The following is a 25,929-nucleotide window of genomic DNA, read 5'->3' on the forward strand; positions in this document are numbered from 1 at the left end:
GACCTATATGCCAAACAAAACATATTTGATTGAATATTCTTTGTTTTTATTTATTATCTCGTTATTTCATAATTTTCTGTATTGTTTTCAAAAGTTCCTCAATCACTTCATCGTTCCCTTGCCTGATATCCTCTACAACACAGGAGCGAATATGATTTCCTAACAATACCTTATTAAAACTATTTAACGCAGATTGGATAGCACTAACCTGAGTTAATATTTCAACACAATAATGCTCTTCCTCTACCATGCGTCGAACACCCCGAACTTGACCTTCAATACGATTAAGACGATGAATTAAATCTTTAAATTCCGCCTCATTTCGGTGTTTTAAATCATGGCATAAAGGCATTTCTTCTTTTTTCTCGGACATTTATGCCCTCCTTTTTACCTCAAGTCGTTTGTATCGTAAGCTTAATGCATTTGTAACTACACAAACAGAACTTAAAGACATTGCAAATCCTCCAAGCATTGGACTTAATAATATATCTGTAAATGGATACAGTAATCCTGCGGCAATTGGAATACCAATAATATTGTAAATAAAGGCCCAGAAAAGATTTTGTTTGATGTTACGGATTGTTAACTTACTTAAATGTACCGCACGGTAAACATCCATAAGATCAGAACGCATTAATACAAGATCTGCAGAATCAATTGCAATATCACTGCCGCTTCCGATAGCAACACCAACATCTGCCTGAATTAGTGCAGGAGCATCATTGATACCATCTCCTACCATCATAACCTTCTTGCCTTCAGATTGAAGCTTCTTAACAACTTCTGCCTTATCGCCTGGTAATACCTCCGCGATGATATGATCCACCATAGCCTTTTTTGCAATTGCTTCAGCAGTAACTTTGTGGTCTCCGGTTAGCATATATACTGTTAAACCTAATGATTTAAGCGCTTCCACTGCTTCTCTACTGGTGGACTTAATTGTATCTGCTACTCCGATAATTCCTTCCAGTTTGCCCTCTATCATTACATAGATTGGAGTTTGACCTTGCATTGCCATCTGTTCAGCTGCCATGTGAAATTCCTTAGACACAGCATCTTTCCCATAGCTTAGCATAAGCTTTTCATTACCTACAGCAATCTTTTTGCCACTCTCTGAAAGAATTGCTTCTACTCCAAGACCAGTCTTATTCTCAAACTGTTCTATTGCAGGTTCTTTTTCTTTCACACTACTATGATACTCCTCTACGATTGCACGTGCAAGAGGATGTTCACTTCCTGCCTCAACAGCAGCTGTAAAACTTAGTATTTGTTCTCTACTATAATTCTTTGTAAATATTTCAACAACCTTCGGTTTTCCCTCTGTAATTGTTCCTGTTTTATCTAATACCACGGTATCAATATGATGGGCAGTTTCTAGGGCTTCCCCACTCTTAATTAAGATACCATGACTTGCACCGAGGCCAGTTCCAACCATGATTGCAGTCGGTGTTGCAAGCCCTAGCGCACATGGACAAGCAATTACTAAAACAGATACAAATATTGTTAATACGAAAGCAATGTCATGACCAAGTAAAAACCAAATAACTGCAGCAACAACTGCAATAATCATTACGACAGGAACAAAATATCCTGCGACTTTATCCGCAATCTTGGAAATCGGTGCTTTCTTCCCTTGGGCATCTTCCATCAGTTTTACAATTTTAGCAAGTGTAGTATCTTCACCAACGCTTGTAACACGTACTAAAAGCATACCATTAAAGTTCTGGCTTCCACCAATCACCATATCTTCAACTTGCTTTTCCACAGGAATACTTTCACCAGTAAGCATGGATTCATCTACACTACTGCTTCCCTCGATAACAACACCATCAATAGGTACCTTACTGCCAGCCTTAATAATAACGATATCATTTTTTCTTAGTTCACTTACCGGAACTTCTCTTTCCACTCCATTTTCCACTAAAACGGCAGTATCCGGTGCTAACTCCATCATCTTACGAATCGCTTGTGTGGTCTTTCTCTTACTTCTGCTCTCTAAATACTTGCCAAGCATAACTAACGTAACAACAACTGCTGCGGATTCATAATATAAATTGTCAACAGCATTGGAATTATAAGGGATGCGAATTGTCATCACTACACTATAGATAAAAGCGGCTGATGTACCAACAGCAACTAAAGTATCCATATTCGGATTTCCTTTAAATAATGTATGGAATCCGTTCGTATAAAATTTACTTCCACAGATTAACACCGGAATTGTTAATAACAATTGTGCAACAGCAAAGTTAAATGGCATATGATGCATGTCTAGAAATGCTGGTAATGGCATCTTCCAAGGTACCATATGGCCCATACTGATATAAAGTAGAGGAATTGCAAATGCGATTGCAATCACGAGTCTGGTTCTTGAAGCTTTAAATTTCTTCTCAGTCTCCTCCTCTTCTTTTTGACGGACAGCTTTCTCATCTATTTGTTTTTCCTTATGGTATGGGGAAATACCAAACCCTGCCTTTTTCACCTTCTCCATAATTAGGTCCGGTGTTACCTTATCTTCTTCATATTCAATTGTAAGTTTCGCTGTTGTTAAGTTCACGCTACTAGAGCTAACTCCTGGAAGCCTACCGGTTACCCGTTCCACTGCACTACTACAAGAAGCACAGGTCATGCCCTCAATATTATATATTTCCTTCATATATCTCAACCTTTCTATTCTTCCTCACTTAACATCTAAAAGATATAAATACAGTATCCTTCGCTATCTAAATGTCATAAATAGATTCTGTTATTGTACTATAAGTACAAATAGTATTCCTAATTTAAAGTAATCAATGAACAAAAAGAAATCTTTTTAAGCTAAGTGGATTAGAATTAATTATTATTTTTACATACCCCCATGGGGTATATATCATTTATAACTTAGATATTGTTTCTTGTCAATAGATTTTTTCTTTTATTACTGCTTTCTATGATTTTATCTCTTATTACTTCTTTAATAACTTTTTCTCTTATTACTTCTTTCTTAGTATTTTTCTTCATTACTTTTTTTCATTACTTCTTTCTTTCATTACTTCTTTCTATTGTTTCACATTTTCTAGAACCATTTACATAATTAAAAATAGTAATTTTATTTATTTACAAAAAACTACGATCTTCTGTTGATTTTCTATAATTTAATGTTGATTTTTAGAATATTTTGTATGTATTATTTGACATTTTCCGGTTTTATTCTTATAATTATGGTAATAACTCACATTTTGATTTCGCTTGCTTTATACTACATATCATTATCACTTATAAAGCCAAATAAAGAAGGAGTACCTATGAAAACTAAAAAAATTTCAGTAAGTCAAGCAGTTCCGGGTATGATTGTTGCAGAAAATGTCTATACATTTAATAATCAGCTTATTATATCAGAAGGTACTAAGCTCTCAGATAAAATTATCACCCGGCTAAAGTTCTATTCCATTCATCAAGTAAATGTTCATCTCCAAGATGAAAAGGTATCAAAACCATCGGAAAAACCTGTTAACTCCAATCTCTACTTAGAAAAAATGAGGTCAACAGACGAATTCGAAGATTTCAGTAGTACCGTTTTAGATACTGTTGGTAGGTTCCATAATACTATGGATGATGTGGCAAACAATAATGGTAAAATAGACACAGACTCTTTGTATCGTGATATTAAGAAGATTATGGCTCAAGGTCGTAATAACCTGCATATCTTTGATATGTTACACTGCATGAGAGACTATGATGATATGTCCTATATGCACTCGATTAATGTTGCTATTATGTGTTATATGTTCGGCGTATGGTTAAACTTTGGGCCACGCGATCTTGAAACTCTTACGGTATGTGGTCTTCTACATGATATAGGGAAACTGGTTATACCAAGTGAAATCTTAACTAAAAAAGAAACGCTTACACAAGAGGAATACGACTTACTTAAATCTCATACCACACGTGGTTATAATATTCTTGAGCACCATGATATCAATATCCATATTAAAATGACCGCAATGATGCACCATGAGCGTTGTGACGGTAGTGGATATCCTATGGGCTTAACTTCTGCGCAGATTGATCGATTTGCTAAGATTGTTATGATAGCAGATGTCTATGATGCAATGACTTCCTCTCGAAGTTATCGTAATCCTCTTTGCCCTTTTGAAGTTATCTCCTTATTTGAATCAGAAGGACTAACAAAATACGAACCAAAATACATCATGACCCTGTTTGATCATATCAGTCAGCTTTATTTAAATAGCACCGTTCGCCTTAATGATGGTAGAGTAGGTCAGGTTGTATTTATGAATCGTAACACCCTTTCGAAACCAGTTATTCGATGTGGAGAGGAATTTGTTGATTTAACAAAGTTTTCTAACCTTTATGTTTCGGAGATTCTATAGGTAGAAGTTAAGTTTTGTGCAAGATTGATAACAAAATTTTGAACAACACAATTAAAACAAAATTTAAATAAAAAAGCAGAGAATTCTAAGTTTATTAAGAATTCTCTGCTTTTTCTATTCTATAAAGTTATTTTACACCAAGGTAAACTTCATTCTATTCCTTTTTCGTCGTAAATAAAGCTCCATGCATTGACAATCATAAATTAATGGCATGCATAATAAAGATAAACTATTAGCCTATCTTTAATCTAGCTTTTCGATTGGACTTTTCGTCTTCCGCATCTACCTTTTCCATGGAAGCTCCAAGTTCTTTCATCTTATCTTCAAAGTTCTCGTAACCACGTTCTACTAATTCAATATTCTCAACAACAGTTACACCTTCCGCTGCTAATCCTGCAATAACTAATGCAGCACCAGCGCGTAAATCAGGGGAGCATACTTTTGCTCCAGTTAACTCAGCTACTCCATCAATAATAGCAGTGTTTCCTTCTACCTTAATGGAAGCACCCATTCTTGCAAGTTCATCGACATACTTAAAACGATTTTCGTAAATACTTTCTGTCACGATGCTTGTACCACTTGACATAGCTAAAACTGTTGCTATCTGTGGTTGCATGTCTGTTGGAAATCCTGGGTATGGTAAGGTTTTAACCTGAGTATGACCTAATCTCTTATTTGCTACGACACGAATTGCATCATCGAATTCTTCCACTTCTGCACCAATTTCAACAATTTTTGCAGTGATTGCTTCTAAGTGTTTTGGAATAACATTCTTAATTGTTACATCACCTTTTGTTGCAACCGCTGCTAACATAAAGGTTCCTGCTTCAATCTGATCTGGAATGATAGAATACGTACTGCCATGTAATTTATTTACACCTTTAATACGAATTACGTCAGTTCCTGCTCCTTTTACATTAGCACCCATGCTATTTAAAAAGTTAGCAACATCAACGACATGTGGCTCTTTCGCAGCATTCTCTATTATTGTTTGACCCTCTGCCAACGCTGCTGCAAGCATAACATTTATTGTACCACCAACAGTATTACAGTCAAAATAAAGATGTGTACCTACTAATTTTTTTGCTGATGCTGTTATCATACCATGCTGAATCTTTACTTCTGCTCCAAGAGCTTCAAATCCTTTAATATGTTGATCTATCGGTCTACTTCCAATGTTACATCCACCTGGAAGTGCAACTTCTGCATATTTATATTTTCCAAGTAATGCACCTAAAAGGTAATAAGATGCACGAATTCGGCGAACAAAATCATCGTCGATACTTCTAGAATTTATAGTACCACCATTTATCTTAACAGTATGTCTGTCTATTCTCTCTACTTTAGCGCCAATCGCTTCTATTGCTTGAAGTTGAATACAAATGTCACTAACATCCGGCAAATTTTCAATTGTAACCTGCTCGTCCGTCATTACTGCAGCCGCCAAAATACCTAATGCTGCATTCTTTGCCCCACCGATGGTAACTTCACCGGCTAAAGCCTTGCCTCCCTTTATAATATACTGCTCCATTTCGCACCTCTATCTATTATTAATGCAGTTATATCATATTCCAATTCCTGCTTTTTTCTATTATGTTAGTCATCTACACGCGTGAAACGCAGTGATGTACATCCACGTAAAAAGCCCATGGTAAACCATAGTTAAAATGCACATAAACTGCGTCTTGATTTTGTGAAAATTGATATCTTAATAACGATTATAACACAAAGCTCAAATTTGTAAATGACTTTTTTTCGAAAAACCCTGTATTTCACTACCTTTTCTAACGTTTTTCTCGATGCCTGACTGACTTATTCCATAATTGTGTGCACTCGTTCTACAATTGTCTCCATTGTAGATTCAATATCCATATTTTCACAATCTATTACAATATCTGCATAGAGTTGATAGAAAGGACAGCGTTCTTCATACAAACCTACTAAATCTTGCCCCTCCTTTAGTACCACTCCTCTTTGCATAATATTTCCGAGACGCTTACTAATTTCATTGTAACTTAATTTTAAATATATGACTGTACCAATGCTTCTAAGATGATTCATCGCTTCTTCACCATAGATAACACTGCCTCCAGTTGCAATCACGGTATGTTTTGTTTGAATGCTTTGATTTACCTCATTTTCAATCTGTATAAAGCGTTCCAGTCCATCGCTAGAGATAATTTCATGTAAGAGACGCCCTTCTTTTTCTTGAATAAGTAAATCTGCATCAATAAACTGATACCCTAGTACTTTAGCTAAAATAACTCCGATCGTACTTTTTCCAGCGCCTGGCATCCCAATTAACACAATATTATCTTTTTTCATCGTTAATCTTACCCCGCGGTTTCTTACTTTGTTTTTTATCAACCTTTTGAATCTTTTGTTTTCTTACAGAATAACCAAAGTTTCCAAGTAAAGATCCAAGACCATAATACTCTCCATGAGAATAAACTACCGGCCTTGTCTTATTTAACTCGAATTTTCCTGTCTCATTCATAGCTTTCTTGTCGACTTGTACACCTACTACCTCTGCGATAAACATGTCGTGAGAACCAAGTTTTATAATCTCCTTTAATCGGCACTCGATATTAACAGGGGATTCCTCTATAATTGGCGCTTTCACCTTCTCTCCTTTTTTCGGAGTTAAATTCATCTCCTTAAACTTATCCACGTCTCTACCTGAACGAACGCCGCAAAAATCAGTTGCTTTGGTAAGTTCTTCTGTGGTTAAATTAATGACAAATTCTTTTGTTTTTTCAATTATTGAATAAGAATGTCGCTCCGGTCTTATAGAAACCGAAACCATAGGTGGATTAGTACAAATCGTTCCACACCAAGCTACCGTTATGATATTATTATTCCCAAATTCGTCAGCACAACTGACCATTACGACTGGTAATGGATATAACATATTACCAGGTTTAAAAATTTCTTTCTCCATTGTAATACCTTTCTAATCTTTTTTGTTAATTTTGACACATATGGTATAATTTGATATAATACAACCTATCAGAAAATGATTTTATAACTTTTGATAAAAGGTGCTGTTATTGCGCCATTTATCCCATAATGGAATACGCTTCAAGTTCCGATAACTATTTAGAGTAAACTATTAAATGTTATAATATACTAAACTTGACATTGAGGTGAACAATATGCCAACCAATTACATCGATATAGAAGCTGTTTCTGGTAGTAATCCAGCCCTGATAAAACAGAATTTAAAATTTAAAACAGGAAAATTTACTTGGAGAGTTAAATTTACAGCTCCCTTAAATCCTTCAACCGTTAATAATATGAACCTTTACGTAACAAAATCAGATGGTTCTTCACTAAAAACCACCATACAATATGATTCTGTTAATAATTATATTGAAATTGAACCACTAGAGGCTTATGCACAAAGTGAGTCCTACATATTAAATATAACGAAAAATGTTGAATCAAAAGGTGGACAACGATTGAAAGAAGAAATCCGACTTCGTTTTAAAATTTAACATCAGAATTCTTCTAAGCTAAATTGAATTTTAATTTTCTACAGCTTCAGGTGTAAAAATGCTTGCGCATATGGCATTTTTACACCTGAAACAGTATAGAAGACTTGGTTCAATTTAGATAGGCATTATTTAATATCTTCTTTTTTTAATATGGTAAGATCAAATTGATCCAAGTTACCCTTACGGGTTAATTCTAATAGCACTTGTTCATTTTGCTTTTCATGATCTAAAATTATTTGATTAAGATATGAGAAAACTTCTGAAAGGATGTTTTCTCTTTTTATCTTTATTTTATCCAAAATTACATCTCTTAAATAATCAAATGCATCTTTTTCTATCTTGTATCCTACCTCACATATTTTGTCATAAGAAAATCCCAAATAATCCTCAACCTTATATTGAGGCAGTAAAATACGGAGTGGATAAGAATTAATCAAATCCTCATTCTCTTCCCATAGTTGTTCCATTTCTTCGCTTAATCCAGTTAACATATAAATAATGTTTTGACCTGGTATCTGTTGTAACTCAATTAAGCGAATTAAAGTATCTCTTGTTAAATTCTGAGAGCTTTGTAAAATCATGATGCAATCTTTCAATTGATGACTTTTCGAAATAAAATCCATTTGATTTAACTTCTTTGCATCAATGAGTGCAACTCTTGGAGATGAAATAAAAGATAAACGATGCAATAATTTTGCATATTTCTTGGCTAATAATGTTTTCCCACTATCTTTACTACCCATAATGACTAAATTTTTATGCCCATAAACTGAGTGAATCATTGATTCAATACTTTGAAGTATATTTTCCTTCAGCCCATCGATTCGCATAAAATTCCCAAATATTTCACTTAGTGAAATATTCTTTTCTTCTAATAAAGGTAAAAGCTTTGATTGTAAATTATCAATGAGCTCAGCATTGGATTTTAATTCAATATGGATCAAGCTTTTTGAATCTGCTTCTGTATCCTCTCCTATTATGGTTTCATCACAAGTTTTAACCTTTGTAGAATCATCCATTCCAATGTTAGCTTCTTGTTGATCATACTTTTTATGAAATAACTTATGTTTTGACTTACCAAATCCGGGTGGAATAATTATGTTAGCTTGTTCTTCTCTATTTTGTATTTTCTCCGCTTGTAAGCCCATGTCTTGCTCTGACTTCTTTGCTTCTAACTTTTGTTCTATCTCTTCTTGTCCAATTTCTACTTTAAATCCTTCTTCTTGTTCTAACTCTTCTTTTAAGCCTTCTTCAAGTTCTATTTTCTCTTGAATTAACTCTTCTTGGAATACTTCTTCAGGCTCTATCATCTCATTCCCTAGTTCTTCATGCTCTAGTTCCCAATCCTCTTCCGCTCCATCATCCTGCCCTAAATTGTTTTGAAGTGCGTCAAAGTCGTCCACTTTAATATCATTTCTATCTTTTGGAGAATTATCCTTGCTCTCTATCTTGTTCTCGTCAATTTGATATGAAATTTCCTCAGCACATCTATCTTCGAGGTTCTCGTACTCCGTATTCTCTTCTACCTCGTTTACATGTTTATCTATATGATTAGGACCATTTTCCTTATTTTCACTGTCCTTTTGCTTTGAAGCGTCAAGTAACAGCTCTAAATCTAATTCACCATTATAAAAGGCCAGAAGGGCCTTTGCGCGATCTACATATTCACCGTTGCCAAACCACAATATGATTTTTTCACATTCTTTACGGCAGGCTGCTTCATTACCACTTTTATAATATAATTTTGCAAGCTCATAAGCCCAACATTCAATATATTCGACCTCTTTCAGCTTTTCTAGGTCCGCAATTAATACATCGATAGGCTTTTTCATTAACTTATCGATGCTATAACGGAATATATATTGATAAAAATCATCTGGAGCTATTTTAATAAATTCTTCTAGATAATAATTCGCCTCAATAATATCCTTTAATTTAATTGACAGATGAACTATTTGCGCCAAAACTCTTCTCGTTCTAACCGTATCATAGATTTGCTCAAACAGTTCTTTTGCTTCCACATATTTTTTATTTTGAAAGTAGCATTCTGCAATTACACCTAAATCAGAGATACTTTTTAACTTTTTAATATCTACATTTTCAGCCAAATCATATGCTTCTTTTAATTGCCCCTGCTCTAGATACTTCTTTATTTGTTCTATCTGAATGATTAATTTATATTTCTTCATTCTAACCTCCAAGCGCCAATCGTTTTATCTATAAGACTTTAAAACGGATATGACTATATTACTTCGTTTAGAAATCTATAATTTTTTATCTTAAAGTTGCCATAATAATTGCGTGCAAAATGTGTTTATGGATTACAATCTTACACCTTTTATCTCAATTAATCTCTTTAATTAATACTTAATTCCTCATAGAGCTGCTCTAAGGATATTTTATTACCACTTTGGATTAGAGAATTTGATACGGTATCATTCCATACACATCTTCCCTGATTGAAAATAAGAATTCGGTCACACAAGCGTTCTACTTCTTCTAAATAATGACCTACATATAAAATAGCAGTTCCAGCCTTCTTTAACTGTTCAATAGCAGATAAAATCTGTTTTCTCGATTGTAAGTCAATCCCAACGGTTGGCTCATCTAAGATTACTAATTGGGGTTCATGTAGCAGTGCTACCGCAATATTTAATCTTCTTTTCATACCACCGGAGTACTCTTTCACTTTTCGATTTAACTCACTCTCGGTAAAACCTATCATATCACTCAATTGTTTTATTCGTTCTTTCTTCAGTGCTTTTGATAAATGATAGGCATTTCCCCAAAATTCAAAATTATCCATTCCAGTAAGTGACTCGTAGAGTGCAATGTCTTGAGGTACGTATCCCAAGGAACTTCGGATTATTTTAGGGTTTTTTGCAATATCCTCTCCATTGAAAAGAATCTGCCCTTTGTCCGGTCGAAGTAAGGTTGCGATCATCGATACTGTCGTTGATTTTCCCGCACCGTTTGGACCAATTAAACCTGTAATTTCGCCCTGCTTCATCTGAAAACTAATGTCCTCTACAGCAGTATGATTTTGATAAGCCTTATGTACGTGATTTACCTCTAACATTGTTAACCCTTCTTTCCAGACATAGTTCTCCCATTTTTGACATAATCTAAACTAATATTATCATTATCGTTTCCAATTAACAAGTAGTATCAATAGAACAACTACAACATATAGGGTTTTTAGTGAAAAAAATAAGCTGCTGCCAGACTATTCTTACGTTAGTTTGACAACAGCTTATTTTTTCTATCGAATCATTATTTTTAATTATTCCGCTTTTGCAGCGTTTCTACCTGCAATACGACCAAATACAGTAATATCTGCAATAGCATCACTACCTAAACGGTTTGTGCCATGGATATCACCAGTTACTTCACCAGCAGCAAATAACCCTTTGATTATGTTTCCGTCTGTATTGATTACATTTGCATCTGTGTTGATTTTAATACCACCCATTGTATGATGGATTGCTGGCTTGGATTTCATGATATAGTAAGGTCCACCTGTAAATGCTGTTAATGTACCTCTCTTATTGAACTCTTCATCTTTACCATTCTTTGCGTATTCATTGTATTTTTCTACTGTTTTCTTTAATTCTTCGGCATCAATATCAAAGAATGCAGCTGCTTCTTCGATTGTATCTGCTTTTATAAGGATACCTTTTTCAATTAAGTAATCATATTCTCTTTGGTGCTTTACATTAACGCCACTTGCTACCATGGAAGCTTCATCCCAGAACATGTAAGAAACTCCACCTGTTTGTGCTACCACTGCTCTTGAAATAACATCACGACGTTCTAATTCTTCTACGAAACGTTTTCCTTCTTTATTTACAAGGATAGAACGTCCTTCCATTCGAACATCACCAACATAAAGAAGTGTTCCGAGTTCTGGATCACATGTTGGATAAGTTTGAATGTATTGCATATCTACAAGTTCTGCTCCAACGTTTTCTGCCATTGTAATACCATCTCCGGTACTACCTACAGAGTTTGTAGAAAGAATCTTTTCATTCATTTCTGGGTTATATTTTACTCTCATCTCAAGATTGGAACCAAATCCACCAGTTGCAAGAATAACACCTTTGTTTGCACTGTAAGTGATTTCTTTTCCGTCAAACTCTGCTTTTACTGCAACCACTTTATCATTTTCTACAACTAGTTCTTTTGCAGTAGTATTTAAGTGAGTAATTACACCAACTTCCCCCGCTTTTTTTGTCAATTTACTAATTAACTCCACACCACTTGCATCTTTTGGAACTAAACTACGTTTTACAGAATGTCCACCAAAGAAAAGCATGTAATCTTCAAATGTTACATTTACTTCATCTTTTAACCATTCTGCAGATTCTAATGCATGATCTGCTAAGACACGAACGAGTTCCGGATCATTTTCATAGTCTCCACCTTTTAAGATGTCTTCATAGAATTGATCTTTACTATCCTCAATACCTTCTTCTTTTTGAAGCCAGTTGCCTGGTGCTGCATATTCACCACCAGAAATTAATGTGTTACCACCTTCCATTGGCATCTTTTCAAGTAAAATAACAGAAGCTCCGTTGTTAGCAGCTTCAATTGCAGCTGTTAAACCAGCTCCACCCGCACCAACTATAACTACATCAGCAGTATACGCTGCTTCTCTTTCTTCTTTATTACTTGTTCCCGCTGCTTCTTTTGCAACCAATTGATCTTTGGAAGCACCTGTTTTTTCAAATGCATTTTCTACTGCTGTTTTAAATCCTGTGGATGTTAAGGTAGCACCACTTACAGAATCTACGTCAAATGAGTTTGTTCCAATCATCGCATCAGTAATCGTTTGCATTGCATCTGCAAATCCTTGAGTTTCGTTATTTTCAAGAACATCAATCTTTTTGATCTCTCCATTTTCTAATGTTAATTCAACTTTGATTTTTCCACCTTTTCCTTCACCTTCTCCAGTGAAAGTCCCACTTGGAATGGCTGTTGCCGTTGCGTCTGTATCTGGTGATGTTTTTGGTTCCTCTTTTGCTTTTGAGCCACAGCCTGTTAGTGCAAGAGCCGCAATTAACCCAAGAACTACTAATTTTGACTTTCTCATCTTCATTCTCCTCTTTCCCATTGTGCTAAAACCTCTCAACAATCGAAAACACATTCGAATTTCTTCCATTTTATTGTTGTATAATCGAATGTTTTTCATTGAAATTATTTATTTTTGTCAAAAAGTTTGTTAAATACTTGTCATATAATTTAGATTATAGTATACTGACAGCGATTTGTATTTACACTAATTTTCGTATTTTTGTACTTTAACGAACATTCAATGCTTGAAAGAGGGACCTTATGAAATTGCATACAAAAATTGCATTACTATTTAGTATTTGTATTTCATTTGCTTTCTCTTGCCTTTTATTTATGGTAAGAGATCGAATATTAACTTCCAATCAAATAAGTTTAGAAAACCTGAATACACAAATTGTTGAGTCAAAGGCAAACGAAATTGGCTCTTGGTTGAATCAGCGAATAAGTGAAATTCGAGTGATTAGTCAGACGGAAGCACTTCGAACAATGGAAACAAAAAGCTTACAAACTTTTATCAAACGGTTAAATCAAAATGTTGGAGAGCATTATGGAAATGAATACGGGACATTTGCTGCCGGAACGACAAATGGACTTGGTTATGTCTGTGATGAACAAACCATTGACGTATCCAAACGTGATTATTTTCAACATGCCATGTCAACCGATGAAGAATACATCATTAGTACTCCCTTACTTTCTAAAACAGATAGCTTGCCAATCACACTCATTTGTTATCCAATATACGATGATGAGAATGAAAAAATTGGATTTATTAATGGTGCGATTTCTCTGTATAAATTATCTGAAATTACAGAAGGCATTGATTTTTATAATGGTTCTTCATGGATTATGGATTCCAAAGGAAATCTTTATACCAGCAATCCAATTCAAGGCATAAGCGCATCTGAGCTGGCAAATTTAGTGTCGCATATCAAAGAACCAATAGCAAAGAACGTTGGTCTTTTTTCATTTAAAGAAGAAAAAGGGAAAGAACAAGTGGTATTTTATTCTCCAATTCCATACTCCAATGGTTGGTCTTTATGTACTATGACTTCTTTGAAGGAATTAAATTTACATACACAAAACTTAATCTATACCATTTTAGTGATATGGATCCTTATGCTTGCCATATCTATCGTAAGTTGTTTCTTATTTTCTCGTACCATTACTGCTCCTATTTATAAGCTTTCAAAAGCAATGCAACTTGTAAAGGATGGAAGTTTTGATTTACCGAAACAGGTAATCAGTGGCAAAAAGGATGAACTTGCATTCCTTGCCAATAACTTTTACACAATGACGGAACAGATTTCCTTTCTAATGGAACGAATTAAGGAAGAAGAAGTGGCAAAGCGTACTGCTGAATTTCAGGTATTACAATCACAGATTAACCCTCATTTTTTATATAATACACTGGATAATCTTCAATGGAGAGCCTATGATCATAACGCCCTTGAGCTATCTGAAATGATTGAGGCTTTGTCCGATTTCTTCCGAATTTCTCTCAGTGATGGCAAAGAATTTATTTCTGTGATAAAGGAAATTGAACATGTTAAGAGTTACCTATTTATTCAACAAAAACGTTATGAAGATATTTTAAACTTTACCATTTCCTGTGACCCTGATGTCTCAGAATATGTTACAATCAAACTGATTGTGCAGCCATTGGTTGAAAATGCACTGTATCACGGAATTAAACCAAAGCTTTCCCATGGTACGATTGCTGTCAGAGTATTAAGAAAAGAGGATACCATTCAAATTATTGTACAAGATGATGGCGTTGGTATGTCACCCCCAAAACTTAAAACGTTACTCCGCTCATTGGAACAGGACGCTCCCGGTAAGGGATATGGCCTATATAACATTCACCGTAGAATACAAATGGTGTATGGTAAGGAGTATGGTATTTCCATTACCAGTGAAGAGCAGATTGGGACAACCGCTACGATTATTATTCCAGCAGTAAAGGAGATGCAAAACAATGAGAAAATTATTAATTGCAGATGATGAAAAGATAATACGCGAAGGCATAGCCAAACTCATTCAAGCCTCTAGTTTACCTGTTACTATCGTTGGGCAAGCCGCAAATGGACGACAAGCGCTCGAGATGATGCAGTCAACGCGTCCAGACCTTGTCATCATTGATATCACGATGCCTGCCATTACCGGGCTTGATGTGATTGAACAATCCAAAGATTTTCTACCGTCTTCGAAATTCATTATCGTCTCTGGGCATGACAGCTTTCCATTTGCTCAAAAAGCAATCGAATTGGGTGCCTTTCATTATCTTTTAAAACCTATCAAGCGAAGCCAGCTGTTATCCGTGGTGGAACATGCCTTAGAAACACTTGAAAAAAAAGAAGAAGTTATAGTTTCAACAGATACCGATATAACTTCTGTGTCAGATGCAACGAACGGTACGGTATGTGAAAAGGTATCCGCTTATATCAACGATCATCACTGCGATAGTAATATGAGTCTTAATTTTGTTGCTGATAAATTTCATATCAGCCAATCTTATCTGACCCGAATAATTAAGAAAAGTACCAATTTAAGTTTTACAGAATATCTAAATAAACTACGGATTCAACAAGCAATCTTTCTTTTATCTTCCAGAGAAAATCTATTAATCGCCCAAATTGCAGAACTTGTTGGTTATTCCAGTCAACATTATTTTTCTCGGGTATTCAAAAATCATACCGGTGTTTCTCCCGTAGAATATCGTAACATGCGTGGATAACAAATTTGATTTTCATTTTTTAAAAACAGAGCAGATAAAACACATACATATGTTTTATCTGCTCCTATCTTTTTATATTACATTAGACTGTTCACTACGTTTATAATATTATGACTTTTATCATTCGATTGCTTCCAACGTAGCTTGATAAGTTCCAAAAGCAATCAGTCTAAATATCCTTATCCTCCTGGTCCGTATCCAGAACCAGGTGTACCAATAATATAATAAAAATTTTTTATTACTATAGTAAAATAAGTATAATTAAATTTTTTACAGAACCGCTCATTCTTTTATTGATAAAACTCAAAACTCGTCTGCTCATACTTTAATGGAGTAAATTCAGTCTCTCTTGCTTCTACTGAGCTATGATAATCTACCACAACAGTTTGTTGTCTTTGATCAATTAATTTTTGCCCAAGGATATAGTTAACATCAAATCGGCTCGTAATCGCTGGTGTTGTACCTCTGGCAGGAACAATTAACTGCACCTGATTCGCCTTAAGAAGTTCAAAAATTGGCTCCCAGATATAGACATCCTTTGCTGCACCGAATGGATTATCAATAAAGATAACCTTACGTAATCCACTATTTTCTGTCCTATGAGAATTGATATTCGTAATATAGTTAATAATCGAAATTAAAAACTGTGTATAGATACCCTGTGACTGTCCTGTGCTTCCAACCGCTTCTTCATAACGAAGATGTCGGCTTTGTTCTTTGATACGTTCTCTCTTATACAAACTAAGCTTAATTGCATTCATATCAGTGACAATAACAGAAAATAACTTCTTTAAAGACAGTGCGTTGCGAATAAACTTAAGTTTATCATTGATATCCTTCATAGAATCCGCTCCCTTTACAATTTCATCAATATAAGAGGACATCTTATCCTTATAAAACTCTTCTTTCACATAAGGAATGTGAAGAGAAATCATTGGAATTAATTCTCCTTCCAAAGTAATACGAGAAAGCTTAGGAAGTCGTTCCAGTTCTGTTTTAATATAAATACAACGCTGTAAACACTGATTTTCAAAGTTGTCTTTGATATTTTGCATATCTTCAATTCCCTTAAAGATACGGTCTTTTTCTAACGTTAAACAGTCATTGACCTCACTAAGGCTATTAATTAATTTTCTGGTCTCAGACTCTGTGTTCGGACGCTTTACATTCTGGCTTATCTCATCCGCTAACATAACGGCACCTAGAAGTTTTAAGGAATCCATCGTCTTACCTTTATTATGAGCAAATTCCTCCTGCTTTTGTTTTACACTTTTTTCATTCTCAATGAAATGTGACTCAAGCTCCTTCAATTCTGAGAATATCTCATCTGCGCTAAGCCCTGTGTATTTTACTCGATTAGAGTCTATGGTGGTCTCAAATGTGGACGTATCTGCAACTTTTCGCATACGAACGATGTCTTTTTTCATCTCTTCGAATAATGCTTCTTCTTTTTTACAAGCTTCCAATACGCTCTGATATTTCTTTGCCTCTGCTTCTAAACGATTAAATTGCTCTTTGGTATCAATTGCTAATCTTTCTAAGTCAAAGCCATCAAAAGACTCAAAAGGACCATCCCCATACTGTTCTTTTAATGCACTAACCGCTTGATCACACTTACCAAGAAGCCTTTGATAATCCGAACGGAGAGTATCGCAGGTTGCCTTCGCACTTTCAGTTTCCTTTTCCAGTGATATACAAACTTCTCTTAATGAGGAAATCTCACTTTCGCTTGTTTCAAAAAGACGATTTTCCTGTTGCATCTGTTCTAACAATGAAACGGAGAGGCTTCTACCTTGAATACTCTTAAGACAACGATTCATAGCATTCACATAAGAATTTACTAAACGATTTTTATCTTCTAAATCTGTATGCTTTGATTCTAACGCAGATAAACATCCATGGAGTTTCGTTGTTAGCTCTTCTTCTGTAAGAGATATTCCTTTATGCTCCCCGTCCTTATAATAAATCTGGTATTTACTTTCCCATAAGAGTTCCTGTTTATTTAAGGCTTCTTTGTTAGAATTTCTAACAGATTCAAGCTCCTTACCTTTTTCAAATAACATTACCTTTTCTTGTGCTACTTGAGATAAAAGTTCTTTTATCTTTTGTTTTCTTGTTTCTTCCCTAAAAAGCTCAGTTTCACAAGAGGTAAACTCTTTCTTAAGAATAAGTAACTCCTCTAAATTTCTTAACTCTCTACCTGTTGACTCTATCTCTTTTTGTATTTCAACAACTAACTGACCGAAAGCTATGATCTGATTTTCTCTCTCTTCACACTCTTCACGTCTTTTTCTAAGCTCAATTTCTACTTCCTCAAATTTGTGCTTTCGTGCTTTAGTACTTTCCATCAACTGCTCATATACTTCTTCTTGATTTCCCTGATAGAGAGACACCTTTTCCTCATCTTCTGAATATGTCTTTTCCTGATCTTCTAATCGATAGATGCGGTTTTCTCTATCCTTAATTTCATCCTCAAGTTTATTAACTTCCTTTTTAATACGTTCCTCATCAAAAAGAATACTCTGATCCTTTGACAATAAGCTAATTCCTTTTGGTAGTGATAACTTATCTACCCAATCTAAACTTTGTTCCAGAATTACCGGGATTACATATTCCTCAAATTCTTTCCCTTTTAGCATAATTTCTTCTGTACTTACTTCTCCTTTAAGGATGATAGAGTATGGAAGATATGGTAGGTTTAAACTTAAGTCACTTCGTTTCTTTGCATCTAGGGAATGAAGGTACTCTACCCCTGTCACTGCATCAATGCCATAATGTGATTTCAGTGTTGAAGCCGCTAGCTGTAACACCCCTTCATTGCCAGAGAAACGTCCTAACTCTAAGTCTTCTTTTTCTTTTTTCAGTTTCAACACAATTTCTTTTTCTGAAGCAATTGTTTGAATAACTTTTCTAAGTCGTTTGTAAATCTCTTGCTTTAACTCTTTAAGTCCACTTTGCCCATAAGCATGAAGTAGTTGATCTAATTTTTTTCGCTCTATAACAATTTTTTCAATCTGTTTTTCTTCTTCCTCTTGCTGATCCTTATAGGTAGTACTTTGAAGTGAGAGCTTTGCTACACTGATTTTTGCTTCCTGATAGGACGCTTCTTCTAGTAACTTTTTCTCCTCTGTCACCTTCTTCTTTTCTCTAAGTGAACTTAGTTTTGTTTCACTTTCCTGTTTTTGCTTTTCGGTTTCCTCTATTAATAAAAGATTGGCCTCTCTTAAAAGGGTCGTAATCTTTTCTCCTAGCTCCTGTCTCTTACTATTTAGCACCTGTAATTGATGGGTAACAACCGCATATTCTTTTTCTCCAGATAGTGCCTTGTCATTTACGACCTCAAGCGCCTTTTGTACTTCAATTATCTCAAGGTTAAGGCTATCCAAGAAATAAACACACTCTGTTCTATAGGCATCTAGGCGCTTCTTCTTTTCAGATACTAGGGAATGAATCTCCGATAGCAGGTCAGAATTATTATTTTGAACCGCACGAATAGATTCTAATACCTCATTTCTCTTCTGCTTCTCGCTAAGATATTCAAGGTAATCATTCATTGATTCCTTTTTCATTAACTGAGCTTCATTTAACTGCAACTTGTCAAGCAGAATCTGATACTCTTCTTCAGTTTTTTCTAGTCGCTCACGAAGGTTAATCGTCTCTTTCTTTGTTTCAAATACTCGGATACTTTCGAGGCGTTTTTTTAAATCCTCACGCTTTTCTTCACTCTCTCTTACCTGATTTTTTAGATTTTCGTATTTTGCTTTCGACTCCTCTGTCATATCGGAAGCTTTTAGATATACCTTCCTTAATTCCTCTTCGCACTGTTCTTTCTCCTGATATAAATCGACGAAGCCCTCTAAACGATGGGAGAAATTTTGTAATACATCTATTTGTTTATCGTAATTTGCAATTTCATCCTTACAGCGAGATAATTCCAAAAGCTTTTCTCTAATATCGAGTAAGGTTTTGGACATCGTTTCTTCTTCCTCAGAGCTACCTGCTTTTTGTGTAAAGGACTTTTGAATAATCTCTTCGATTAATAAATCCTCCACTACTTTACGAGTAGTTTTATAATTTGTTTCAAAATAAGTTCTTACATGGCCTTCGGTTTTATTAATACCACGAATGATCTCCCATTCACTTTCATAAATTCCATAGTAAGCAACGAATGCCTGATAATCCTTCTTACGGTCAAAAATTTTAACCTCATAATTATTATCACGTTCTAAATCCTTTAGATATTTTCTAAGTCCTGTATAAGTAATCCTCTCTTTGTCCTTTACAAGTGGAAGATTTTTAATATCATTTTCATTATATTCCCTATAAAACACACAATAATTAAAGTACTCAATCGAGGCGGTATCCTTTACCTCTTCTGGTACCTGGTTCGTTGCTTTTCTTGCGCAAAATCCTGTCAGCATATAACGAAAGCTATTTTCGGTATCGTAATCATCTAATCTCCACTCAATTAATGAATGGATGGTCTGGCTTCCGTCCCCGGTACGAAACAACTTTTCAATCGGCTGTTTTTCATCTAAGGTACAATTTGGAATCATGTTCTGTAGCATAAGTAGCATTAATACACTTTTACCACCGCCATTTGCAAGGTCATAGAGTGTGTTGTGACAGAAGGGCTTCATGATAAAATCATCATACGCCTGCGTACCAAAGTTATATTTTACGTTGTTTACACGGATACGATTAATGTGTGGCATCCTCCTGCCCCTCCTTTTCCTCTAGTTGTTGCTGCATCTCATACAGTCTGCCTCTTTCTTCTTCAAAGTAGTTTTTTACCATTGCATGAAAACGGTTAGTTGGATAATACTTCTCCTGCGCTTCCACAAAAACGTTCTGAAGAATAAGAAAGTTAAATACAAGCTTTACATAACCTGACTTAGAACCCCTACCAGCACGAATTCCATTCGTATCTTCACTGCTAACCACCGGTAGTTCATCCCATGTTAATGCAAGTGTTTCAAAACTGCTCTCTTCTAGTTCATTTCGTACTAATATATTAATGTTACGAATCATATTTGTAAGGTTTCGGCTAATTGCTTCAAGAATTTCCTCAATTCTTACATACTCTGTATAGGTATAGGTTGCAGAATCGCTATAGAAACTAACCATAATGTTGTATATGATAAAGTAACAAAGATATAGCTCCTTATTGAGACGTAGTCCCATCGCACGCTTTAATTCTTCGTTTGTGTATCCAAATACACGATTGTGGTCTCCAGCAGTTAAAAAAAGGCTATAATTATAATCGTAGATTTTTAAATTCATCCCTTTCGCCATCTGTTCCACAAGATCATTAACTTCAGCATTGTTACTGTAAGCCTCATAATAATCTGCATTTTTTCCAGTCTCCAAGCTAATTTCTTCTCCGATAATTAATGCCTGAAAAACTTCCATGGCCTTTGCAAGATTTTTATTATTTAACATTGTATAAATCTCCTATCTTATCTCATTCTGACTGCACAGACATGCATGAAACCAGTGTGAAGTTTTAGAATTTCTTAGGCAGCGTCTTTAGGCGCCTTAGAAATTCTCTTCGCACTTGTAACCACGCCTTCTCAGTAGGCAGTTTGAAAAATCTTAATTTTTCACGCTATCCTAATGACGTACAAATAAAATGTTGGTCGTAACAAACTCACGATTCCCCGAAATATCAGTGATTAAGTGGGTAACCTTCTCTACTTCTCCCTCCTGATCCGATAGAAGTTTTAGAGAAAAGCGCAATTTTCGGTACCTCTCATGCCTTGCTTCCTCAAGAAAGCTCGCTAAGAACCCATCAAAGAAGGTATCCTGACGCTTTCTTATCTCTGAGAGATCATACTCCTTTTTTTGACTTAGATGAACTAAGAAGGAGTAATAATCGCTATTCTTAAAGATATCATCAAAAAATTTTAGCTCAAGCTCATGATTGAATTGTGCTAGTGAGAAATTTTCCCTTACAAGCAGCATATCAAGTAGCGTCTTTATCATCGCCTCATAATTTTGTGATATTCTTTCTTCCTCAACTTCATCATCGAATTGATAAATCACTTCGTCCACTTCTAAAACGGTTTCACCGACTTCTTCTTTTTGACCTGTATAGCTTAGGAGTTCATCAATATTTCCAAGGTAAAATGTCTTTGTAATCTTTGGAGAAAATAAAGGTGAAACGATAGATTTTAATAAGGATACATCATTTTTATTCTTCACCTTTTCTACATAATCCATAAAGTCAAAAGCATTTCTAAAACGACTATATTTATGCTTTCTTATCATTTCATCAGAGCGCAACTGAAGCTCAGTACAATCCGATAAGAGCCTGCTGTGATTGGTCATCGCCTTTTTTAGTTCTGTCTCAAGCTCATAGATTTCTTTTAAAGAAGCTTGGTAGCTAACCCCAGCTGCACTTGCTTTTTTAAGCGCTTGATCCGTTAACTCCTTGTTTCGAATAAAAGCCTTTTGCTCTCTGTCAAACCACTGCATTCCCGTTCTTTGAAAATCTTCTAACGCTTTTGCACCCTCAAACACATTGATACCTAATAAACTTAAGACTTCCTGCTTTCTAAGTCTAAGACGATTGACTTCACTGTTAATTCGTCTAACAACCTCCGTACCACCCTTAAAATTCTTGGTCTCAATCATCTTTTCCAGTAAGAGCTGTTGGATATTAATCTTACTTTCTTCCTTCACCTCTTTGGTTTCTAAATAAAACTCGATTGCATCTGCGGTAACAGAGTACACTACACTTCCAGCTAGTAATTTACTCTCTATTAGTTTTACTCTGGTTGTTTTTTGTTTTTTTTCTACCGGATCAAAATAATCCATAACAAATGGTTTTCCATCGTTTTTTATCTTATCAAAAAGGTAATCAATTAATTCCTTTTCTTCCTCTCCATAGAAGGATAAGGAAAAATCATTTCTTAATAATTCCGATAAAAACTCTGCTACTTCCTGATAGGTAACACTCCTTTCATTAAAGTGGTTCTCTTCGATAAAATAACGAAGAAGAGCCATTGTGACATATCCCATGTCAACAATGGCGTATTTTCCATCCTTAAATTGAGTCATAGATACCTGTTGCAATAAAAAAAATGGTATGTATTTTTTTAAATATTGCATACGAGTACTATGATTATTTACAATATCACTCCGTAGTGTATGGTTCATGGTACCTCCAAATTAACGCAAACAACCCCAGCGATTACTCAGAAAAACCACTGGGGCAGTACATATTAAAGTTCTCGATAGAAGAACATCGTGTCCTCTAGTTCCTTTGTCAACTCGATTTTTTCCTTAGTTAATGCATGGAAACGAAGTTCTAATTCTCTGATCTTCTTAACAGTATTACGTTGGCTCCTACCAAACGCCTCCACAAACAACGGTTGCGTAGATAGTTTCTCACGTATCTCTTTAGAGAATGGACAATACGTCGCAAGAAGTTCTCTTGCCACCTTATTCAGCCGAATGGCACCAGTCGCCTCTCCTTTAATCCATGCCTCATAATCTATAACAAATATTTCTCTTGTATTATTTCTTCCCTTTTGAATCTGTAGTTTTAACTTTTCTTTCCGCTCCTCTGATAAATCATGATTTCTACGGTAGAACTGAATATAATCTACATACTCTGAGGTAAGGGACTTATGTTTTAAATCATTCCAAGCAGTTCCCTGAATACATCTGCATAATTCCCAACGGAATCGTCCAAACAATCGTATCATAATATCATCTAAATTGGAATCTATAAACTGTGGAAATAAAAAACGTCCCGGATTATTTCTTCTCTTACTACTAATCTCCTGCCACATAGAACCATTCGAACCGACAATTGGAAGAATGATAATCTCTGGAAATACTTGTTTCATAATATATTCTTTCTCTATTCCGGCTTCCGCATTGACATAGAGGGACTCACGGTGGAAAGCAGAGTAATCAATTGCAAGTACCTTCTCAAAGGAATCATTAATTTTTTGCTTGGTAAGAATAGCTTTCTCTATAACATTGTAGAATTGCTCTTTATAAAGGATAGGAAGAAAAATTGAGATTTGTCCATTTAATAACTTATTGTTATAGGCGAACATATTCGTAATCTCATAATGAAGTTTTTCCTCCATATCAACGAGAAGCTCTTTCTCTTTACTCTCTGTGATTTCTCCTCTTTTACGCAATGCTCTGAGATGATCCATATATTCTAAGTCAAATTCACTTTTGGATGGTTCTCTTTTTCCTTGAATAATTAAGCTTAACCATTCATACAACGTATAAATACGACAAGGCCCATCTGTTGTTCCAGCATCTAATTTGCATAAGGAATGAAGTTGTTGTTCGGTTAATAATCGCTCATCTACGAATCCATATCTTAAAAATAAATCAATTGCCTTAGGAATAGCTTTTTGCTTTTTATAGGATATTAGGAAAGCACGTTCATATATTTCATAATATAGCTTTGTAATTTCCCTTCTTTTTAACCTCATATCATCGTCTGGAGATAAGCGATCTTCTGCATTTATAAAATATTCAACTGCCTTAGAGAAGGCTACTTCTTTTTCTTTTTCTAGCTCAACGAAATTAAATATCTGTCGCATCGAACCATGTAAAGAATCTACCATAGCTTTAATATCTGCAGTATCATTATTTGAAGTTTCCTCTGGTTCACTTTCTACCACAAGACTTAAATACAATTCTTCAAACTCTTTGCGTTCCAGCGTTACACTATGATTTGTATATATCGATAATACTTTGTCTACAGAATTAATGCGGTCTACCATATTGTCAATTCGACGCATTAATTCTTGATTAACAAAACCATCCTTCTTAAAATCCTGATATAGTGCTACTGTTCTTTTATAGAGACACATTTCACTGTTGTTCATAAGAAGCTGAAAGGTATTCTCAAGATGAGTAGTAACCTCTTGACAATTTAATGTAAGATTCGCAAGAATAGCGCACGCATCCTCGATATGTGCCATTGTCATGCTCTCACTATGCCCATAAAATGTCTTTACCGCAGCTAGTGGTAAATTGGAACATTCACAAAAGAAATCCGCTTCTCTATGATTAAATTCAACCTCTGAATTATAAACTTCTAATTCATCAATTTTAGGTATAGCATAAACAGGCATCTTATTGCTATGACCTGCATTAACATAATAGGAATATTCATCCTTTAAATACTCAAATAGAGACTCGTCGCAACGATTAACTTCCTCTAATACCCTACTTAATTCCCTAATATGATAGCAAAGGGAATAAATGATAACACCTTGGTAATCTTTATTGAAGGCAAAAATTTCATGAAGGGAATCCACTCCACTTACCGGGAAAGGATAAATAACTGCGTCCTCTGATGCTACATAATTACTTAAATATCTACCCATAAATAAATCATGAATGCCAAACATACATCCCTGCGTTAGGACGATACGGCTCCCATGATTAATCGCAGTTATACGACCTTTTAGCACCATGCATATGTAAGTTACTTCTTCTTGTTCTTGAAAAATAACGGTGTTTTTTAATAATTGATTGACCGTATTTGGTTTTAATAACAAATGCTGCGCCTCCTTGCTTTAGTGTAATTATAATTCTACTCATCCTTGATTTATAATTTATCACTCTAACCCCAAAATCAAGATGTTTCTTCATCTTATTATAATCGAATTTAGTATAATGGGGAAGTATATTTTCTCTTTTTATCGAAAATTGAAAATATAAACAAAAAAACCGATATAAAAAGTAAGCTATACTTTTTCTATATCGGCATATTTCTTATTATAATATATGGATAATTAGTCATGTATTTTTTAATCCGTGCGCCTTGCTTCGAATAATTACCACAAACGTTACCTCTACAGTTAACTCGGTTCAGGCTCCCTCACGGCACACGAAAGGTTTTGCTTAGTGCTGCTGCATTCCTGCCCTGACACGATTCACAAATTTTCATTGCGTAAGACCCAAACGTCAACATCACTTATAGAGGGCAGCTATGCAATAAGTTATCCTAGGCAAGACATCACCCCTGCTGTAGCGGATTGCAGGTACAGGGCACCGCTATCTCCCCGGCTGCACGGAAACTTTATAACAATAAAAAGACCTATGGTCTCATTGCTACCTTATAAGCAGTATCCTTAGTTGGATACCATATATTCACCAGACACAAAACATAAGCTTTGTGCGAGGTAAGGTTTAGTATACTTTGTTTTTTCTTACTTGTCAATAGTTATCCCTGGCAAGTGAACTTTCAAATTATGGCTATTTC

The 25,929-nt window shown here is 35.1% G+C and carries 16 protein-coding genes and 1 other RNA gene; 4 read left to right on the forward strand and 13 right to left on the reverse strand.

Annotated features, from left to right (window positions below; translation table 11 throughout):
* Positions 1-61: 61 nt before the first annotated feature.
* Positions 62-373: a metal-sensing transcriptional repressor gene (locus CPHY_RS20055; protein WP_012201870.1), complete on the reverse strand. Its 312-nt coding sequence runs from the start codon at positions 371-373 to the stop codon at positions 62-64.
* On the reverse strand, positions 374-2,656 hold the full coding sequence (locus CPHY_RS20060; protein WP_012201871.1) for a heavy metal translocating P-type ATPase: 2,283 nt from the start codon (positions 2,654-2,656) through the stop codon (positions 374-376). It abuts the gene before it with no gap.
* Positions 2,657-3,284: 628 nt separating this feature from the next.
* Here CPHY_RS20060 and CPHY_RS20065 point away from each other — a divergent pair.
* A complete protein-coding gene (locus CPHY_RS20065; RefSeq protein ID WP_012201872.1) occupies positions 3,285-4,373 on the forward strand; it encodes an HD-GYP domain-containing protein in 1,089 nt (362 codons plus the stop codon).
* A gap of 232 nt (positions 4,374-4,605) precedes the next feature.
* Here the strand turns inward: CPHY_RS20065 and CPHY_RS20070 are convergent, their stop codons facing one another.
* From CPHY_RS20070 to CPHY_RS20080, 3 genes are all read right to left on the reverse strand, one after another.
* On the reverse strand, positions 4,606-5,904 hold the full coding sequence (locus CPHY_RS20070; RefSeq protein ID WP_012201873.1) for a UDP-N-acetylglucosamine 1-carboxyvinyltransferase: 1,299 nt from the start codon (positions 5,902-5,904) through the stop codon (positions 4,606-4,608).
* 281 nt (positions 5,905-6,185) lie between these two features.
* Positions 6,186-6,698: a shikimate kinase gene (locus tag CPHY_RS20075; protein ID WP_012201874.1), complete on the reverse strand. Its 513-nt coding sequence runs from the start codon at positions 6,696-6,698 to the stop codon at positions 6,186-6,188.
* Positions 6,685-7,314 carry a flavin reductase family protein gene (locus CPHY_RS20080; protein WP_012201875.1) on the reverse strand — a complete coding sequence of 210 codons (630 nt, stop codon included), beginning with the start codon at positions 7,312-7,314 and terminating at the stop codon, positions 6,685-6,687. Before CPHY_RS20080 ends, CPHY_RS20075 begins: the two co-directional genes overlap by 14 nt.
* Before the next feature lie 214 nt (positions 7,315-7,528).
* On the opposite strand from CPHY_RS20080, the gene CPHY_RS20085 reads away from it, so the two are divergent.
* A complete protein-coding gene (locus CPHY_RS20085) occupies positions 7,529-7,870 on the forward strand; it encodes an Ig-like domain-containing protein (protein WP_012201876.1) in 342 nt (113 codons plus the stop codon).
* Positions 7,871-7,995: 125 nt separating this feature from the next.
* On the opposite strand, the gene CPHY_RS20090 is transcribed toward CPHY_RS20085, so the two are convergent.
* From CPHY_RS20090 to CPHY_RS20100, 3 genes are all read right to left on the reverse strand, one after another.
* Positions 7,996-10,059, reverse strand: coding sequence for a tetratricopeptide repeat protein (locus CPHY_RS20090; protein ID WP_012201877.1), 2,064 nt, complete (start codon positions 10,057-10,059; stop codon positions 7,996-7,998).
* A 167-nt stretch (positions 10,060-10,226) separates the two neighbouring features.
* The gene (locus tag CPHY_RS20095; RefSeq protein WP_012201878.1) at positions 10,227-10,949 is read right to left on the reverse strand and encodes an ABC transporter ATP-binding protein; all 723 of its coding nucleotides are present in this window, start codon (positions 10,947-10,949) and stop codon (positions 10,227-10,229) included.
* A 204-nt stretch (positions 10,950-11,153) separates the two neighbouring features.
* The gene (locus CPHY_RS20100; RefSeq protein WP_041703804.1) at positions 11,154-12,962 is read right to left on the reverse strand and encodes a flavocytochrome c; all 1,809 of its coding nucleotides are present in this window, start codon (positions 12,960-12,962) and stop codon (positions 11,154-11,156) included.
* A 242-nt stretch (positions 12,963-13,204) separates the two neighbouring features.
* On the opposite strand from CPHY_RS20100, the gene CPHY_RS21080 reads away from it, so the two are divergent.
* Both CPHY_RS21080 and CPHY_RS20110 read left to right on the forward strand, forming a co-directional pair.
* Positions 13,205-14,947 (forward strand): cache domain-containing sensor histidine kinase, encoded by a 1,743-nt coding sequence (locus CPHY_RS21080; protein WP_012201880.1) that lies wholly within the window; start codon positions 13,205-13,207, stop codon positions 14,945-14,947.
* Complete coding sequence (locus tag CPHY_RS20110; protein WP_012201881.1) at positions 14,922-15,680, forward strand: response regulator transcription factor; 759 nt, start codon at positions 14,922-14,924, stop codon at positions 15,678-15,680. The genes CPHY_RS21080 and CPHY_RS20110 overlap by 26 nt, the downstream gene beginning before the upstream one ends.
* A 290-nt stretch (positions 15,681-15,970) precedes the next feature.
* Here the strand turns inward: CPHY_RS20110 and CPHY_RS20115 are convergent, their stop codons facing one another.
* The 5 genes from CPHY_RS20115 to ffs form a co-directional block, all read right to left on the reverse strand.
* Positions 15,971-20,395: a chromosome segregation ATPase-like protein gene (locus CPHY_RS20115; protein ID WP_012201882.1), complete on the reverse strand. Its 4,425-nt coding sequence runs from the start codon at positions 20,393-20,395 to the stop codon at positions 15,971-15,973.
* Positions 20,382-21,122 carry a DUF6063 family protein gene (locus CPHY_RS20120; RefSeq protein ID WP_012201883.1) on the reverse strand — a complete coding sequence of 247 codons (741 nt, stop codon included), beginning with the start codon at positions 21,120-21,122 and terminating at the stop codon, positions 20,382-20,384. The genes CPHY_RS20115 and CPHY_RS20120 overlap by 14 nt, the downstream gene beginning before the upstream one ends.
* A gap of 171 nt (positions 21,123-21,293) precedes the next feature.
* Positions 21,294-22,841 (reverse strand): hypothetical protein, encoded by a 1,548-nt coding sequence (locus CPHY_RS20125; protein ID WP_012201884.1) that lies wholly within the window; start codon positions 22,839-22,841, stop codon positions 21,294-21,296.
* Positions 22,842-22,906: 65 nt separating this feature from the next.
* Positions 22,907-25,222, reverse strand: coding sequence for a cyclic nucleotide-binding domain-containing protein (locus tag CPHY_RS20130; protein WP_012201885.1), 2,316 nt, complete (start codon positions 25,220-25,222; stop codon positions 22,907-22,909).
* 257 nt (positions 25,223-25,479) lie between these two features.
* Positions 25,480-25,741: signal recognition particle sRNA large type (ffs, locus tag CPHY_RS20430), an RNA gene on the reverse strand.
* Between the last annotated feature and the right edge of the window lie 188 nt (positions 25,742-25,929).

Origin of the sequence: Lachnoclostridium phytofermentans ISDg (genome assembly GCF_000018685.1) — a bacterium.
Taxonomy (GTDB): Bacteria; Bacillota; Clostridia; order Lachnospirales; family Lachnospiraceae; genus Lachnoclostridium; species Lachnoclostridium phytofermentans.